16 protein-coding genes and 1 riboswitch are annotated in these 17,060 nt (G+C 50.6%); of the genes, 1 reads left to right on the top strand and 15 read right to left on the bottom strand.

From position 1 onward, the window contains the following. Nucleotides 1–121 precede the first annotated feature (121 nt). From cobK to ACWXW9_RS03010, 14 genes are all read right to left on the bottom strand, one after another. The gene (cobK, locus tag ACWXW9_RS02945; RefSeq protein ID WP_494928214.1) at nt 122–901 is read right to left on the bottom strand and encodes a precorrin-6A reductase; all 780 of its coding nucleotides are present in this window, start codon (nt 899–901) and stop codon (nt 122–124) included. Beyond that, nucleotides 898–2,013, bottom strand: coding sequence for a sirohydrochlorin chelatase (locus ACWXW9_RS02950; protein ID WP_494928215.1), 1,116 nt, complete (start codon nt 2,011–2,013; stop codon nt 898–900). The genes cobK and ACWXW9_RS02950 overlap by 4 nt, the downstream gene beginning before the upstream one ends. A gap of 95 nt (nt 2,014–2,108) precedes the next feature. Further along, nucleotides 2,109–3,944, bottom strand: a complete 1,836-nt coding sequence (gene cobJ, locus ACWXW9_RS02955; protein ID WP_494928216.1) for a precorrin-3B C(17)-methyltransferase — start codon at nt 3,942–3,944, stop codon at nt 2,109–2,111. A 128-nt stretch (nt 3,945–4,072) separates the two neighbouring features. Continuing rightward, entirely contained in the window at nt 4,073–4,297 is a 225-nt protein-coding gene (locus tag ACWXW9_RS02960; RefSeq protein ID WP_494928217.1) for a hypothetical protein, read from the bottom strand. Further along, a riboswitch (cobalamin riboswitch) is annotated at nt 4,259–4,442 on the bottom strand. It overlaps the preceding gene by 39 nt. Nucleotides 4,443–4,499: 57 nt before the next feature. Next, nucleotides 4,500–5,054: an LOG family protein gene (locus ACWXW9_RS02965; RefSeq protein WP_494928218.1), complete on the bottom strand. Its 555-nt coding sequence runs from the start codon at nt 5,052–5,054 to the stop codon at nt 4,500–4,502. 171 nt (nt 5,055–5,225) lie between these two features. Next, nucleotides 5,226–6,071 (bottom strand): uroporphyrinogen-III synthase, encoded by an 846-nt coding sequence (locus tag ACWXW9_RS02970; RefSeq protein WP_494928219.1) that lies wholly within the window; start codon nt 6,069–6,071, stop codon nt 5,226–5,228. Nucleotides 6,072–6,173: 102 nt separating this feature from the next. Continuing rightward, nucleotides 6,174–7,325, bottom strand: a complete 1,152-nt coding sequence (locus tag ACWXW9_RS02975) for a GerAB/ArcD/ProY family transporter (RefSeq protein WP_494928220.1) — start codon at nt 7,323–7,325, stop codon at nt 6,174–6,176. Nucleotides 7,326–7,390: 65 nt separating this feature from the next. Then, the gene (locus ACWXW9_RS02980; RefSeq protein WP_494928221.1) at nt 7,391–8,503 is read right to left on the bottom strand and encodes a GerAB/ArcD/ProY family transporter; all 1,113 of its coding nucleotides are present in this window, start codon (nt 8,501–8,503) and stop codon (nt 7,391–7,393) included. Nucleotides 8,504–8,544: 41 nt separating this feature from the next. After that, nucleotides 8,545–8,769: a hypothetical protein gene (locus tag ACWXW9_RS02985; protein ID WP_494928222.1), complete on the bottom strand. Its 225-nt coding sequence runs from the start codon at nt 8,767–8,769 to the stop codon at nt 8,545–8,547. Continuing rightward, nucleotides 8,762–9,982, bottom strand: coding sequence for a Ger(x)C family spore germination protein (locus ACWXW9_RS02990; protein WP_494928223.1), 1,221 nt, complete (start codon nt 9,980–9,982; stop codon nt 8,762–8,764). The genes ACWXW9_RS02985 and ACWXW9_RS02990 overlap by 8 nt, the downstream gene beginning before the upstream one ends. After that, on the bottom strand, nt 9,982–11,604 hold the full coding sequence (locus ACWXW9_RS02995) for a spore germination protein (protein WP_494928224.1): 1,623 nt from the start codon (nt 11,602–11,604) through the stop codon (nt 9,982–9,984). Before ACWXW9_RS02995 ends, ACWXW9_RS02990 begins: the two co-directional genes overlap by 1 nt. Before the next feature lie 174 nt (nt 11,605–11,778). Further along, on the bottom strand, nt 11,779–12,114 hold the full coding sequence (locus ACWXW9_RS03000; protein WP_494928225.1) for a hypothetical protein: 336 nt from the start codon (nt 12,112–12,114) through the stop codon (nt 11,779–11,781). 15 nt (nt 12,115–12,129) lie between these two features. Beyond that, nucleotides 12,130–12,843: a pirin family protein gene (locus ACWXW9_RS03005; protein ID WP_494928226.1), complete on the bottom strand. Its 714-nt coding sequence runs from the start codon at nt 12,841–12,843 to the stop codon at nt 12,130–12,132. A gap of 69 nt (nt 12,844–12,912) precedes the next feature. After that, nucleotides 12,913–13,770 carry a LysR family transcriptional regulator gene (locus tag ACWXW9_RS03010; protein ID WP_494928227.1) on the bottom strand — a complete coding sequence of 286 codons (858 nt, stop codon included), beginning with the start codon at nt 13,768–13,770 and terminating at the stop codon, nt 12,913–12,915. Nucleotides 13,771–13,949: 179 nt separating this feature from the next. Here ACWXW9_RS03010 and ACWXW9_RS03015 point away from each other — a divergent pair, with 179 nt between their 5' ends. Next, nucleotides 13,950–14,930, top strand: a complete 981-nt coding sequence (locus ACWXW9_RS03015) for a DMT family transporter (protein ID WP_494928228.1) — start codon at nt 13,950–13,952, stop codon at nt 14,928–14,930. Nucleotides 14,931–15,025: 95 nt separating this feature from the next. On the opposite strand, the gene ACWXW9_RS03020 is transcribed toward ACWXW9_RS03015, so the two are convergent. After that, on the bottom strand, nt 15,026–17,017 hold the full coding sequence (locus ACWXW9_RS03020) for a methyl-accepting chemotaxis protein (RefSeq protein WP_494928229.1): 1,992 nt from the start codon (nt 17,015–17,017) through the stop codon (nt 15,026–15,028). Nucleotides 17,018–17,060: the final 43 nt, after the last annotated feature.

Consider the following 17,060-nt stretch of genomic DNA (forward strand, 5'->3'; position numbering starts at 1 on the left):
TTAGTTTATATACGCATTTTAAGATGACTATATTTTAAATACACGTCAGAAAAAGTTCTGGATTTATCGGATTGACTGGGTTGTTAATTACCTGGCTCGATCAGATTCACAGGGTCATAGTTCAGATCGAAGGGTCCACTTTGGTTGTGCGCAGTGCGTCGATCACTCCGTCAAAATGATCAAATACGGTGCCAAATTCCACTTCCGGTCTGGAAATCAAAATGACATGAATCCCCAGCTCCAGCGCAGATTGAACCTTCTCATCTACGGCTCCCGTGCGTCCGCTTTCCTTGGTGACCATTACCATCGTGCCGAAATGCTTGTACAATGCTTCGTTCATCTCGCGGGAAAAAGGTCCCTGCATGGCGATAATATTTTTTTGCTCCATGCCCAGCTCGCCGCATTTCTCCATATTGTCCAGACGCGGGAGCATGCGGGCAACCAAACGAATCTCCGGATCTCCGAGCAAATGCTTGGTGAACGTGCCGAGCGTCTTGCTGCCTGTCGTAAGCATTACAGAGCCTTTGAGCTGCTTCGCTTCCAATGCGGCTTCCTCATAGGAAGGTACGATGTGAAGTAACGAATGATTGTCATACACCAGCCCTGCCCGCTCATAGCGAACATAAGGAACCCCAGACTCGCGGGCGGCTGTCATGGCATTCGCATGTGCTTCTTCTGCAAAAGGATGACTGGCATCAACGATAGCCTGTACTCCCTGTTCCCGAACCACTGCTGCCATTTCATCGGCTGTCATTCGGCCTGTACGTACGTCCAGCCCCACTTCGGACAGGCTCGCTGCCGCGCTTTCTGTTACGACGGAGGCCAATACTTTGAAGCCGTTGTCACGGATTTGCAGCGCCAGTTCCCGAGCATCGCTCGTTCCGCATAGCATGAATATCATGAGCCCTTCACCTGCCCGCTGCCAGAAATGCCGCTCCCGTTCACCACAGACGGTGTATGTGAATGATCGTGGTGGTGTTCATGATCATGGTCATCATGGCTGTGCGCATGTACATGCTCATGCACGTGCTCGTGGTTGTGATCATGTGAGTGTTCCTCATGATGATGATCGTGTCCATGTGCATGGTGGTCATGATGGTGATGATCATGATGGTGATCGTGATGATCGTGGTCATGTCCGTGATCGTGATCATGGTCGTGGTGATGATGGTGGTGCTCCTGCGCCTCCAGACGGAACTGGCAGTTATCGCAATTGGCCATCACCTTGCCAACCAAGCCTTCGTTGGCACGCTCCAGCACTAGCTCGACCAATTGTGGATGGAACCCAAAATATCCGCCCATTTCCACGTGTAATTCAGGATGAGACTCCGCAAATTCCTCCGTCATTTCTCCGATACGCTTAATCAGCACACCCGTGAATAGAAAGTATGGAAGCACGATGATTTTTTTGGCACCTAGACGTAGACAACGCTCCAAGCCATCTGGAAATGAGGGTTGTGTCACACCGATAAAGCTGCTCTCCACCCACGTATACGGGAGTTTTTCCCACAGCATACGGGTAATTTTGAAAAAGTCGCTGTTCGCATCCGGATCGCTGCTTCCGCGTCCCAGCACCAGCACAGCCGTTTCTTCATCCGTCACCTCGGCAGAAGCCTCCACAGCGCTATCCATACCGGCTGGAACCGCAACCGGACGGGCCTCTTTCAAGCGGCTTTGCAGAATACTGACAATTTTTTCGTGAACGCCAATCGGACGTCCATATACAAATTCCACCTGAGGATATTTAGCCTTCGCACGATCAATCGCCATCGGAATATCAATTTTGGCATGTCCCGCCGCGAACAGAATAATCGGAACAAGCACGACCCGCGTCGCCCCTTGTTCCACACATGCCTGCACACCCTCAGCAATGCTGGGCCGTGTCAGCTCCAAAAAACAGGTTTCCACACACATATCCGGCACGCGATCTGCCACCGCCTGTGCAAATTCCAGCAGCTCCCGGTTACCCTCCGGGTCCCGACTTCCATGTCCAACCAACAATATTGCATTCACTACTGTATTTTCCTCCTCATCAAAATAGGGATGACCTGCAAGACGCCCTATTTTATCTATATGCTTACATCCATAAAAACAGGCTTTCTAGCCCATTAATCGCCACAGACGGCATTCACTTCCACTATTGCAGGCGCATCTTCATGCCGAAAACCCGCTACCACGCCTACACGCTTGAAAAATTTATGGAAACGCTCGTTTGGATGTCCTTTTTCCTTATATTCAGCGATGACGTTCTCAACGATATCCGTAATCTGATCCCCCGGAATGCCCTCTGCCACAGGTTGAGCAGCATGAGCGTTGCGGCCAAATTTTTTGCCGCCGAGGAAAAGATCGTATCCGCCCTTGCGATAGACAATTCCGATATCCTCCAGCACCGCTCCATAGCAGGCCATACCGCAGCCGTTCAAAGCAATGCTCGTTTCCTTGGGTGCCTGTAATCCGCCCAGTACAACCTGTAGATGCTCTGCCACAGGCACAGCGTCATCCTTCTCCATATTGCAGAAGTCGCACGCCTTCACCTTAAACACATCGCCAATCGGCATCACGATGAATCGTTCATCCCGCAGCCGCCCTACCAGCTCCTCCGGGTCCGCGCACGGCACGCGTAGCACGATCTGGTGATCCGGCGTGTACTCCAGCTCGCCTTCATCACCCGCTACCTCCGCGAGCAGCGCCATCTGGCGAGCGGTGAACTTCTTGTTTCCCACGCCGGGGGAAACGCCCACCTCAAACAGCGCAGGCTTGCCAAAGCTGCCTGTCGCTGTCCCGGCCGTAGCCGCCGCTCCGGCCACGGCTGCCGTTCCGGCGGCGCTCACGGCGGGCGCTTGCCCGTTCCAGCGCGCGCTGGCTTCGCCCGGCAGCTTGCCGCCCGCAGCGAGGCGGCTCAGCGCCTCCGCTGCCAGCGATGCCGGGGCCGCCCCGGCTTGCGCCGCAGGCGCGGCCTGCACGACAGCCACCGCTTGCGGGCGTGCCTGCGTTGCCACCGCAGCAGCGCCGCTCGCGGAAGGCGCGGGCGCGGTCCCGCCAGCACCCGCAGAGGCTGGCACTGTGGGTGCTGCGCCTGCCTGCGACGCATTCAGCGCGCGATCCTCTTGTGCGCCCAACGACCACGGCTCCGCTTCCGTGCGGAGCCGCTGATGCGGCTTGAGCGCCTGCTCGGTCGCACCCAACGTATACTTGCGCTGATACCCGCGCGGCGTCACGATCAGACCGTCATACACCATCGTCGAAGAATTGCCGATGATGACGGTCGTCAGCATACCGATATCATGGTTCAGCATGTCCTCCAGCGTCGTCACTACGACTTGCTGACGGTCACGGTAAGCACTCTTGACCAGCCCTACCGGAGTCTGCGGATCACGGTAGCGCAGCAAAATGGACTGCGTCTCAACTATCTGGCGTGTACGCCGACCACTGCGCGGATTGTACAGTGCAATGACAAAATCCGCCGAAGCTGCCGCTTCTACACGTTTCACAATCGTTTCCCAAGGGGTCAAATGGTCACTCAGACTGATCGTGCATGCATCATGCATGACGGGCGCACCCAACAGCGAAGCACAGGACTGAATCGCCGATATTCCCGGCACGACTTCTACCTCAACCCCGTCCTCACGACGCCAGCCCTTTTGTATCAGCACTTCGTACACTAGCCCGGCCATGCCATATACGCCTGCGTCTCCACTGGAAATGACGGCTACCTTCTTGCCCATCTCCGCCTGTCGAACCGCCTCCTGCGCACGGCTCACTTCCTCTGTCATGCCTGTGCGCACAATCTCCTGTCCGTTCAACAACGGACGGATCAGATCCACATAGGTGTTGTAGCCGATTATGACCTCACTCTCGGCCAGCGCGTCCAGCGCTCGTTTTGTGATATGTTCCATATCCCCCGGTCCGAATCCAATCACGAGCAATTTTCCTAATGGGCTCATCGTTATCCTCCTTCTTAAATCTAGGCTATGTTTTCCACACTTCTATCTATTTCACTTATATATGGACATCCTGTAACTCAAAAAAACCCATCCTGCCCGGATGGGTTTCCTATGTACGCATCGTATCATCAGACGGACACAGCATAAGAAGACACTTCTTGTCTTCCGCCATCGTGCCGTTGCTTTCCATCTGCCTGTTCACGCTTGAAACGCTTCTGCACGTTCAGATCCACGCAAACCTGCAACCAACATGGAAAAAGCAGCGTGCGCCTGATTTCCTGATTTCGTACACCCATCCTCTCCGCGAAGGTTAACGGTGCATACAGATCAAGGTAGGTCTCCTGGCTCGGCATCAACAGATTTTTTCGTCTTCCCCGTTTTCTCACGAGTGACGTCTGAAAAAATCCTCTTCCTTACAGTGGCGGGACCGCTCGGGACTTGCACCCGATTCCCTGTTACCCTTCGCTATCACAAAGGCACCTTGTCTGTCCGCTATTTGATTATGGGTCTTATCATAACCTTGGCTCAATCAGTTGCGCAAGCATGAAAAACGCTTTATTTCAAGTTCTCTGCCTTATTTTTTAACATATGCAACAATTCGTCCGGGTCCGCAGAGATACTCAGCAGCGTTGGATGGTCAACTCCGGTAAAGCCCTCCTGCACACTATGACGCACCATTTCCGCCAACGGGTCAAAATATCCGTTCACATTCAGCAGCCCGATGGGCTTGCGATGAATGCCGATTTGCGCCCAGCACAGTGCCTCGAATAGCTCCTCAAATGTTCCCAATCCGCCCGGAAGGGCAATGAATGCGTCAGCCTTTTCGCTCATCACCGCTTTGCGTTCATGCATGCTCGCCACCTCAATAAATTCGGTAACTCCCCGGTGAATAATCTCTGCATCGAATAACAGGGTCGGCATAATCCCGGTGACCTGACCGCCCCCGGCCAGCATCGCATCTGCGACCTCACCCATCAGCCCCTTGCTGGAGCCTCCATAGATTAAACGGACACGGTGTCTCACCATAGCCTCTCCAAGCTTGCCTGCCTCCTGAAGATATACCGATGAATGTCCGGGTCTGGACCCGGCAAATACACAAATGGAATTCATAACGTCTCAGCTCCTGTTCTGGTATCCCGCATCGAGGCTTTTTCATTATATTAAATAAATATTTTCGCTATAACAAAAACTTCTGTCGATGCATTTCCAACAAAAAAAGATAAAGACCCTGTAGGCCCTTATCTTCATTTTACCCTTTATCGCAAGGATATGGGTTAGTTTTCAGTTCACAACTTCGAGACCGCAGCCGTGCGCCGAAGCGCTATGCTCAAAATATCTTCCCAGCTCCACCATCATCGCGCCCATACGTTCCTCCACTGGAAACACGATCCGTTCGATCCCTTCCTCCAAAATGGACTGCGCCGTCACCTTGCCTACCGACACAGCGATCACATCATGGCGAAAAGCTTCCAGCACGTCTTCCATCTGGTTCTGTTCCCTCGCATATTGAGCCAAAAAGCGGATCTGCGGACCGCTAGTGAACGTAACTGCATCCACATTGCGGTTCAGGATATCCTGTAGCAATGCTTGCAAATTTGCCTCCTCCGGCGGAATATGCTTATAGGGAAGCACCTGCCGGGTAACTGCGCCTTGCTCGTCCAGCCACTTCACCAGCCGGGGGGCCGGATCACCATGTAGCTGCAGCAGCACTTCCTTCCCCTTCAGATCGTACGGAGCAAAAGCCTGCATCAACCCGGTCAAGCTTCCGTCCTCGTCCCGTACAGCGGGCGTGAAGCCGCGCTTTTTGAGTCCATTGACCGTTTTGTAGCCCCGCGCTGCAATGTTCGAGGAATGTAACAGCTCCATAATCTGTTCGGCCACACCCATATCCTCTGCCATATCGAACAGCGCATCCAGCCCCATGCCTGTCGTAAAAATGTTCCAGTCCGGCGGCTGCTTCACCCACGATACAATAGCGTTACGCAGCTCGATATCGTCCAGAAAAACCGTGCCCTGGGCCGGACGCTGCACCGGCTCGCCTCCCATTTTTGTAACCAGCAGCGCCATTTCGTCTGCTTTACGGGGACCAGCAAGGGCAACTCTCTTGCCTGCCATGCGTTGGGCCATTCTGTTTCCCCCCCTTGTAGAAATCGTACTCCTTTCTACCAAGTATACAATTAAGGGGCTAAAAGACAAATAAGAATTACTTTTCCGATAGATGTAGTAAGCTTATAAATCGGCTTGTCTTTCTCGACTTCCCTGCTGGCTCCCCTGTTTCCTCTTATCCTGCTCACCGCCAGATGGCTCATCACCGTCATTTTGTTCTTTACTTTTGGGCCTGATCACCAGCCATAGCACAAAGGGCATAAGCACAAAGAAAATAATCATAACCACGGTCCATTCCCGGCTAAAGTCATAGATTTGGACAATGTTGGAGAACAGCATAAAGGAACAGACATACCCCAACAAACCGACCGGCCATACAATCAAACTCCCCCAGGCAGGAGCAAACATGCGCTTTACAGTTAAACTGATAACGTACAGATCGAACCCCATTTTCGTAAGCAAGGTTGGCACGGTAAGAGCAGCTACAAACAAATCGAACCGATCCAGAAAATCCGTTAGCTGCAATTGACGTACCAATTCATACGTAGGATAAAACAGCCGTGACAAAATGGGAATACCGGTTATCAGCTCTGTCAGCATCACAATCATGATCATAAAAACAGTTCCTGTCAGATGTCCAAGCCACGCACTGCGGGGATTGTAATTTCGTCCGGAAATCACAAAGGGCAACATCATGATGTCCGCCATATAACCCAACATGCGCCAGCTTCCTTTGGCAACTCCGCCTACATCCGGATGTAAAAACGGTCTTAGCACCGAAAAGTCCATATTACGACCGAAAAATAGTGGCAGGGTTAGCAGGGTCATAATCAAAATTGGCACGAAGATTTCCGCCATATTTACGATAGTGCTAATCCCCCCTTTAGCCATAAACACTAAAGTTAGCAGCAAAATCAGGGAAATCACGACTAGCGGAGTCAGTGGTAAAAGCACAACCTCCACCAGATCCGTAATAATTCTCAAATCCCGTGCAAAAATGATCAGGAACAGGATGAGATACACCGAGAGCAGCATACGCCCCAGCACGGGATGAGAGCTCACCACGGCCTGAAGCATATCCTGATCGGGAAAACGCTGCCCAAGCTTCAGCATCGCCCAGATCGGCAGGCATAACACAATGGCGGCAACCGCACAGGTCCAATAGGCATGCTGATGCGCATAATCTGCTGCCTGCGCCGGAGCATGTACAAGGGTAATACTGACCTCCATCAATACACCAAGCAGCACGATTTGTCTGGTTGTGAACTGTTTCATGCAGGTACATCTCCTTTTGCCCACAGGCATCATGACACGCGTTACAGCGCAGCCGGATCTACATATCAATGCACCGGGTCATGGCCAAGGTTCGCTTCATTCCGCTTTCCCCGTTCTTTCCCATTACTCTTGGGCCACAGCAGCAGGCATAGCACCAAGGGCATAATGATAAAGAACAACATCATCACTACCGTCCACTCCCGGCTGAAATCATAAATTTGAATACTGTTCGAAAAAACAACAAAGGAGCAGACATATCCCAGCAAGCCCACAGGCCAAACCATCAAAGCACCCTGTACATGAGGGAACAGACGTTTGACAGTCATACTGAGAATATACAGATCCAGCCCCAGTTTTATAAGCAGGGTGGGTATCGTAAATCCCCCTACAAATAAATCAAACCGATCCAGAAAATCCGTTAAATACAACTGACGTGCCAGTTCATAGGATGGATAGAAAAATCGCGCCAGAATCGGAACACCCATAACAAGTTGCATAAGTATAACAATGAAGACCATAAAAGCAGTCCCTATCAAATGGCCCCACCATGCACCCTGCGGGCGATAGTTTTTTCCCTGAAGCACAAAAGGCAACATCAAAATGTCCGCCATATACGAAAACATGTACCAGCTTCCTTTCATGATTCCGGCCATACTTGGATGCAAAAACGGCCTAAGCTCTGAGAAATCCATATTTCTGCCAAAGAAAAACGGCATCGTCAACAGTGTCAAAATGGATATCGGTATAAAAATCTCACTCATGTTCACGATGATGTTCATACCGCCCTTAGCCATATAAACGACGGTTAACAGTATCATAAGTGAAATGACGAAAAAAGGAGTTTGCGGCAATAAAACCGCCTTTACCAAATCGTTAATAATCCACAGATCCCGACCAAATACGATCAACAACAGGGCAAAATACAGGAGCAGCAGTACACGCCCGATCACCGGACTGGAGCTGACCATAGCTTGAAACAGATCCTGATCGGGAAAACGCTGCCCAAGCTTCAACAATACCCAAATTGGCAAGCACAATACCGCAGCTACTACGATACAAGTACCATAGGCATGTTGCTCCGCATACGCCACCGCTTGTGACGGAGCGTGTATCAAGGTTATATTCGTCTCCAGCAACACACCGAGCAGCACCATTTGTCTGGTTGTGAATTGTTTCATGAGGTGCGTCTCCTTTTTTCCACAAGCATCATTACCATTCGTTACAACGTAGGGGGCAGCCACATATCAATGAACCGGGTCAGCCATGTAGCCACATAGACAGTACTTTTTGTCGACGTTCCGTAGATCCAGATGCCGATACTAAGGGCGTACAATACACGTGAAATCCAGCGGTTGACAGCAGGTGCGGCGTTCAGGCTTTTACGGTCAATCAGATACATGAAGATAATCGCCAGCACCAAGGGCAGCAGAAACACTTTATTCATCCTGGATTTGCTCCTTCTTGATCCCGAATGGCTTGGTAACCGCACCGATATTTTCAATATGCACAATCGGATTTATGGTAACTTCCACCTTGGGGTACAACTGATCCCAGCGAGGTTTAATCCGTTTCCATTCATTAGGAAGGCTCGTAATGATCACCCGGCCCAAACCAAGCACATCAGAACGATATTTTTGTTGAATAACCCGGACAGCCTCTCCCAAATCCTCCTTGATCTTACGTACTACCTGCTGCTCCAGCCACTTCAAGTTTGCTTCGTTGGAAATATCGAAAGTCGTCTCATTCTCCTTTACATTTCCGTTACAGTTCAGTTGAATGGTCATCCGGATATCATCCCCATGAACATAAGGTTTGATATGAACGCTGTTTTCGATGAGATGCACGGACAAATAGCCACTTCCCTTGGGAGGGGTTATAAATACTTCCGTATCCTTGGCCTGGTCCATACCCAGCAGCAAAAAACGACTTAGATGGTTATCTATAATGCCGGTTACTCTGTCCTTACGAAATACAGCCAACCCATCAACCTGAATATTCGTCTTTTTGTCCTTCAAGGTAGAGGGGCCGTTCCTCACCAGGGACATCACTGGCACAGCCGGGTCAATGCCCTCCAGCAGAATAGAATTCATCAGCAGCTTGATAGAACGGGGCTTTTTCATATAGGAGTAGTTCAGCTCGCGCACCATTTCTGCCGGATATTGCTCAATTGGTGCATCCGCCTGAAGCACATCCAGCGCCGATCCCTTTGTGATGACCACCAGAGAAGACAGACGGTTCTGCGGGATACGTGCCAATACATCCATCATATTGCTGACTCCTTCCCGAGCAAGCTCCTCGCTGAACAACAGCACCCGGCGATGGGAATAATTTAGCGTTCGTGAAACGCCCCGCTGTTCCTCGGTACTTGCGCCCCGAAAGCTGGGGCCTGTTCTGGATTCCAAATAGTAGGATTTGGTTCCGCTTGTCCCTCCCCCGCCTCCTGTGCTTCCCGAGGAGCCGAGCTGCCCGGGGAGCGCAATCTGCATCGTTATCCGGTATTGATCGCCTTCCTTATCCAGCCCGGTTCCCATCACAAAGGCCACGTCGTTCACCTCACGACGATCCCAGCATCCCCCCAAAAGAACCGAACAGAGCAGCAGGCAGCTGATCACAGCCACTTTACGTATTTTCCCTGTATCAGGGCCTTCAGGCTTCATCACCATCCCTCCTCGGTTGTCGGCGATCCATTCATCTTTTCTTTCGCCCGCTTGTTGTCTTTTCCAATCCATGAAGGACGTTTGGTCATTTTCCACCAAGGCGCACGAATGACGATATCCTTTTGATCCATATGGTTGTACGGACTATATCCGCTCATATAAGGTACGCCAAACGATGTTAACTTGGTTAAATGTGTAGCAATCAGCGTTGTCGCGATAATGATGCCAAACAGCCCGAACGCCCCCGCCATCATCATGATCGGAAACCGCAGCAGACGAATCGTAATCGCAAAGTTAAAACGCGGAATGGTAAACGAAGCAATACCTGTGAGCGACACGATAATGACCATCGGTGCTGATACGATCCCCGCCTGTACGGATGCCTGTCCAATGACGAGCGCGCCGAGGATACTGACAGCCTGACCGACCGTTTTGGGAAGACGAATCCCTGCTTCTCGTAAAGCCTCGAAGGAAATCTCCATCATCAATGCTTCCACCAAGGCGGGGAAAGGAATGGATTCACGCGCCGCCGCAATGCTCAAAATGAGCGTCGTCGGCAACATATCATGATGATAGGTCGTGACCGCTACATATAATGCAGGCAGAAAGAGGGCCAGTATGAGAAAAAGAAAACGAATCCAGCGCACCATATTACTGATAAAAAAGCGCTCGTAATAGTCTTCACTGGCCTGAAGCATCTGCCACATCGTCACTGGCCCAATCAGGGCAAAAGGTGTCCCATCCACAAAAATGGCAAAATGTCCCTCTAGCAATTGCGCAGTGACGGTATCCGGCCGTTCCGTATATTCCATTTGCGGAAACGGCGAAAACGGATGATCTTCAATCAGTTCCTCGATATATCCAGTCTCCAATAAACCATCAATCTTAATATCAGTAAGCCTGTTCTTTACATCCTCTACCAGCTTAGGATCTATAATGCCTTCAATATAGGTAAGCACTACGCTTGTTTTAGTCTCTGTACCGAGCGTCATACTGTACATTTTGAGCATCGGCGTCTTTAGCTTGAAACGTAGCAGTGCCGTATTAACGCGAAGCGTTTCCGTGAAACCTTCACGTGGACCACGAATAACCGACTCGGTCTGCGGCTCCTCCACTCCACGACGAACGCCTCCCTTGGCGCTGAATATATAAGCACGGGGCGTACCCTCCACGAACAGAGCTGCATTGGCATCCAATATGGCTTCCGATACCTTATTCCATTGATCCATCGTTTTGGTCTGGGACATGGAAATACGAGTTTCATCCAGCGGCTCCAATTGGCCGTTTACTTCGGGGTCCTTGAGCATCATGCCCAAAATGACAGGCCGCAGGATATGATCCTGCAAGTCTTCCGATTTCACCGTGCCTTCTAAATAAGCCAACAGCCCTTTGCGGTCAGGAGAAATCATCAGCTCGCGATAGACAACATCAGAGCAATCCTTGAAAATATCGCGCAATGCGGTCAAATTGTCTTCCAGACTGCTCCGCAACGGCTGTTCCAGCCACGGCGGTTCAGGCTGGCCCTTGGGAGCACGGGAATCTCGCGCCTTGCGGTCTGGGGCCGGAACCGCCCTTCGACTCCATGGCAATCTCGGCAACTTGGGAAAGTGTCCTTTCTTCATCGTTATTTCCCCCTTTACGAATGAGCCGGATAGGTAATATAACATGTAGGATGTACCAACCCGCACAGGATTATGTATCCAACGGGCTCAGCATGTTGAACAGATGACAAAAAGACCCTGCACTTATGCAGAGTCTCCGAAAACATCATTATAAAATAGTGAATAAATTAGGGATTAATCTCCCCAATATTCGTCAGGATGGTACTCAATCTCAGAACCGGCTTCGAACGTAAGCTCGCCGGTTTGATCATCGTATTGTACGCTTTCCGGGGTGACGTAATACCAATGCTTCACAACAGCTCCGTTCTCCGGCATTACAAAACGGAATACATTCAGTTCCCCACTATAACGCACAATCACCTCTGCCGCCTCACGCGGTAGCTCTTGAAGCGTGAAGCGAAACACGCCGTCCGCTGATTCCAAACGGCAATCCAAAGTCTGCTTGCGGCTGTCAGCAAAGCTGCGACCCGTGACGGCATGCTTGATCAGCCATGTTTCCTGCTGCGCCATTGCGCGCACCTCCTTTTAGGGCAAATCAATCAGCATATAAAAGACAGGCTCCTGTGCCTCCAGCGACAGCTTCGGCTCCTGCTCAATGCGGGCCGAATCGCGCCCGTTCAGCATATGTTCACCGTTCACACGCAGTGAGCCTTCAATAACAAACAAGAACACGCGTCGCCCCTCGGACTGTGTGAATTCCACACGCTCTCCGGTCTGAAGCTTGCTTAAATAAATCGTCAAATCCTGATTAATCGCAGCTATTTCGCCATCTGTGCCTGGAACACGCTTCCCGGCAACAACAGGCAGAAGCTGACCATGCAAACGATCCGGGTTGAACGCAGTAGCTTCATACGACGGTTCCAGTCCTCTCGTAAGCGGGCTAAACCACAATTGCAGCAGACTGACATCCTCTGTTTGCGAAGCGTTGTGCTCCGTATGGATGATCCCGTGGCCTGCGGACATCCGCTGGATACCTCCAAAATTCGTTACCGCCACATGCCCACGGTTGTCCTCATGACGCAGCTCACCGTACAGCACAATGGAGACAATCTCCATGTCACTGTGCGGATGCGCCCCAAATCCCCGTCCCGGTGCGATCACGTCGTCATTACAGACACGCATGGGACCAAACGCTGTATTGTTCTCATCCTGATATTCCGCGAATGAAAAGCTGTGACTGCCCCGCAGCCATCCCTTATCGAAGCTGAATCGGGAAGCAGCCGGATATATTGTGAACATAGTAGCCCTCCTTCAGGAAGAAAAATGAGATCAAATCTTTTTCATTGTACCCGAGCCCCAACGATAAAGCTATGCCCCCGTCTGGGCGATAATTTCATCCATAAAAGACTGCAAGGTACTGGTCACATAGGCTTCCTTACGACGGATAAATACCGTTGTCACTTCGTTGTACGGCTCAGGCATTGCATGACAATGCACCAGACCCTGGGCAGCCAGCCCGCTGATCGAGGATTCAGGAAAAACCGTCATTCCAATGCCAGCCGCCACGCTGCCGATAATCGTCTCGAATGTCCCAAATTCCATAATCTGCTTGGGGATAATACCCTCCATCTTGAGCCAGGTTTCCAGCCGCCCACGGTAGCCGCAGCCCTTTTTATATAAAAGGAGCGGACGGGTCGTTACATCCTCAACGGAAAAGTCATCTCCTTGGGAAACAAGGACCAGCTTTTCCTGAAACACATCCAACTGTTCAATGAGAGGATGCTTCACCGGTCCGGTCACAAAGGCACCATCCAGCCTCATCTCCGCAACCTCCTGTACCAGGTGCTCGGTAACCCCTGCCTTGAGGGACAGCTCGACATCCGGGTACTTGCTATAGTAAGCATGTAAAATCGCCGGGAGAGCGATCACCGTCTCCACGATCCCTATCTCCAACACCCCCGAAGGCGCTGAGGTACTCTGAAACGCATGTTTCATTTCCTCGAATTGCGACAAAATGCTTTTCGTATATTGCAACAGACGCTTGCCCTCCGCGTTGAGGATCATGCCCCGCTTATGTCTATAAAATAAAGGCGTTTGCAGCTCCTTTTCCAGTAGCTTGATTCTGGCCGTTACATTGGACTGGACATAGCTGAGCTCCGCTGCCGCCTTGCTGACACTGCCCTGAGCAGCCACCGTCTGGAAAATGTTTAAATCATTCAGATCCACTACTGCTCCCCCTTATTGTGAAGGGCAAGGCCATCAAAATTAACGCGCCTTGTCACTTATCATCATTTTAAATGATGATAACGTTTATTTTCAATCATTTTACCATCAGTTCCCTATCCATTATGATGTGTCCATAAGATATGTCCGCTGTGGCCGGCAAGGAGGAGCTTTCTTTCACCATGAATAGACAAATCATGACCGGATCTTTATTGTGCCTGATCGCCAGTATGTCCTGGGGAGCCATGTTTCCGGTTTCGCACATTGCGTTGCAACAAGTCAATCCGCTGTACTTTTCATTTTTACGTTATTTCTCGGTTACGCTCATATTAATTGTCCTGCTGTGGCTCAAGGAGGGACGGGCTGCATTTCGCTTTGAGGGCAAGGGCAAGACGTTGCTGTTCTTCGGTACGATGGGATTTACCATCTACAACATGGCCGTTTTTCAGGGACAGCACGCGATGGGTGCAGCAGGTACGATTGTTGCATCTATTATGGAAGTGCTGATGCCGATGATCTCCATTGCGCTGGTATGGGTCATGACTCGCAAAATGCCGCCAAAATACACATTGATCAGTATGATGATCGCACTGGCTGGAGCTGTACTCGTGATTACGAACGGAAAATGGGCCTTCTTCACACTCGCCGGACAGCATTTGCTGCCGCTGCTGCTCATTTTTGTAGGGGTGATTGGATGGGTCGTGTATTCCATGGGAGGCAGCCATTTTGCAGGGTGGTCCACTCTTCGATACTCTACTTTAACCTGCCTGCTCGGAACTCTGGTTTCCTTTGTAGTCGTTGCAACCGCCTCCGCCTTCAACTGGGTTGCGGTACCAGACTGGCAGCATGTATGGTCGGTCAAATATGAAATGAGCTTTATGATCCTGCTTCCGGGGCTGGCAGCCTTGCTGAGCTGGAATGCCGGAATCCGAATGCTGTCACCACTGAACGGAATTTTGTTTATTAACTTTGTACCGATTACCACACTGGTGCTTATGTATTTCCAAGGCTATACCATCAGCCATTTTGAGCTGTACGGGACATTGCTGGTCATTTTCGCATTGCTGCTCAACAATATGTATCAGAGAAGTTCTCTACGCACTTCCGACAGTCCGCACCGCATGCGTTTTCGGCTGGATCGTCGCAAGTCATTCCAAAGATAATCTTTAAATCTACAACAAAGAAGTTGTGGCAAAATGCTTGCAAAAAAGGCGCCCGGACATGAGATAAACTCATGTATCCGGGCGCTTTTAACGTTTTATTGATCTTTTCCTTCCACTTGGAAACGTCCGACCAGTTCGCGCAGTTCCTCTGCCATTTGGCTCAGATCCGCTGAGGAAGAAGCAATTTCCTCAATAGAGGCGAGCTGCTGCTCAGCAGCGGCTGAGATCGACTCGGTATTGCCCGCTGCCTCGTTCGAAATTTGGGAAATGTCACTCATAATGCCAACGACACCTACTGCTCCCCGAGCCATCTCCTGTGTCACTCCGGTAATATCATTGATTTGCTCCATCGCTCTTTCCACAGCATGGCTAATTTCTGCAAAGGATTGCTCCGACGTGCTTACTGAATCAATGCCTTCCGTAACCCGTGACCGTGCTTGATACATAGCTGCCAAAGCATGGTTCATATCCACCTGCATCGCATCAATACGCTGCGAAATCAAGGTAGCCGATTTGGCCGATTCCTCGGCCAGCTTACGTACCTCTGTCGCAACTACAGCAAACCCTTTACCATGATCCCCGGCGCGTGCCGCCTCAATGGACGCGTTCAGTGCCAGCAGATTCGTCTGTTTAGCAATTCCGGATATAACGCTGATAATATTCACAATTTCACCGGAGCGCTCGCTAAGAGAATCCATCGCCTGTCCCAGATCATTAACCGTCTCGTCGATGTCATGCATCTTCTGTACAGCTTGCGTAGCTGCCTTGCTGCCTTCTTGAGCTGACTCGGCGTTTCGCTTCACATTCTCAGATACGCCCATCATTCGCTCAGATACATTCTCAGCCTGCCGGGCAAGCTCCTCCATACGCCCGGACCCATATTTTACACTCTGAACCTGACGTTCGCTGCCTACGGCTACATCCTGAATAGCAATGGTGACATGCTCGATGGCTTTGGTCGTCTGATCTGCACCCGCAGCCAGCTCCTCTGCCGAGGAACTTACCCGATCTGTTGTTTCGTGTACGCTTCGGATCATCGTGCGTAAACTGTCCACCATCGTTTGAAAATGGGAAGATAACTCGCCAACCTCATCTGTTTTTCCGGTTTCCAGATCTCCCGTCAAATCTCCTTCACTGATTCGCTCTGCCGATTTTTGCAGCCTACGGATCGGCACCAGAACCGAACGGGTGATCAGGAAAATAGCAATAAGTGCAATTACCAACGAGGCTGTCAGCACGAGAATGGTTACATTACGCATGCCTGCGGCCGCATCACTAATCTCGGAATGATTGAATGTACCCGCGATTTTCCAACCTGTATCCTCATTCGTTACATAGGTCAAATACTTCTCATGATCTTCATGCATATAGTTAAAGTGCCCGCTTGGCGCATTATACATCGTATCCAGGGTACTGTCCTGAGGTGATGTCCCCGGTTTAGCCGTAGGGTGGACCACAAATTTTTTCGTATGATCCAAAATGACGATATATCCCTCCTGACCCACTTTGATGGAAGCCAGTTTACGTACACTTTCCAGATTCAGAGAGATCCCGATAACGCCGGACTGGTCGGAAAGCGTTTGAGATACCACTATGACAGGAATTCCCGATGAATTGATTATGACAGGAGTGATCATTACCTTACCGGGCTGCTTCATCGCTTCGATGTACCATGGTCGTTTGCGGGGATCAAATGTCCCTTCGTTCTCCTTGGGTACGCCGCGGATCATCAATCCCTCCGGTGTACCGACAAAAATATCCGTCGCATCTTCATGCAAACCTTTGTATTCGATCAACCTTGGTTGAATCAGAGGGCTGTTCCGTCCATCAATCATGGAGCCGTCCATACGCTCCGCCAAATAACGCACATCTTTGATTTTACTGGCGATTGCATATTCAATAATCGAGTTAGCCGTCGCTACGCCCTGAGTTACACTGCTATAGAGCTGCTTCTCAACGGCGTTGTAGGACGATTTGTAGGTCGCAATAGCAATACTTAAACTCGGTATTAACAAGATAAGCAGAAAACCTAAACTGAGCTTGCTCCTGAGTGTCCAAATGGTCTTCCTCTTTCGCGTTTTTTCCATGTGTTTTTCCCCTTTGCTTGAAAAGCTATGTATTTAAAATACA

The organism is Paenibacillus sp. LT-B23 (genome assembly GCF_059417685.1).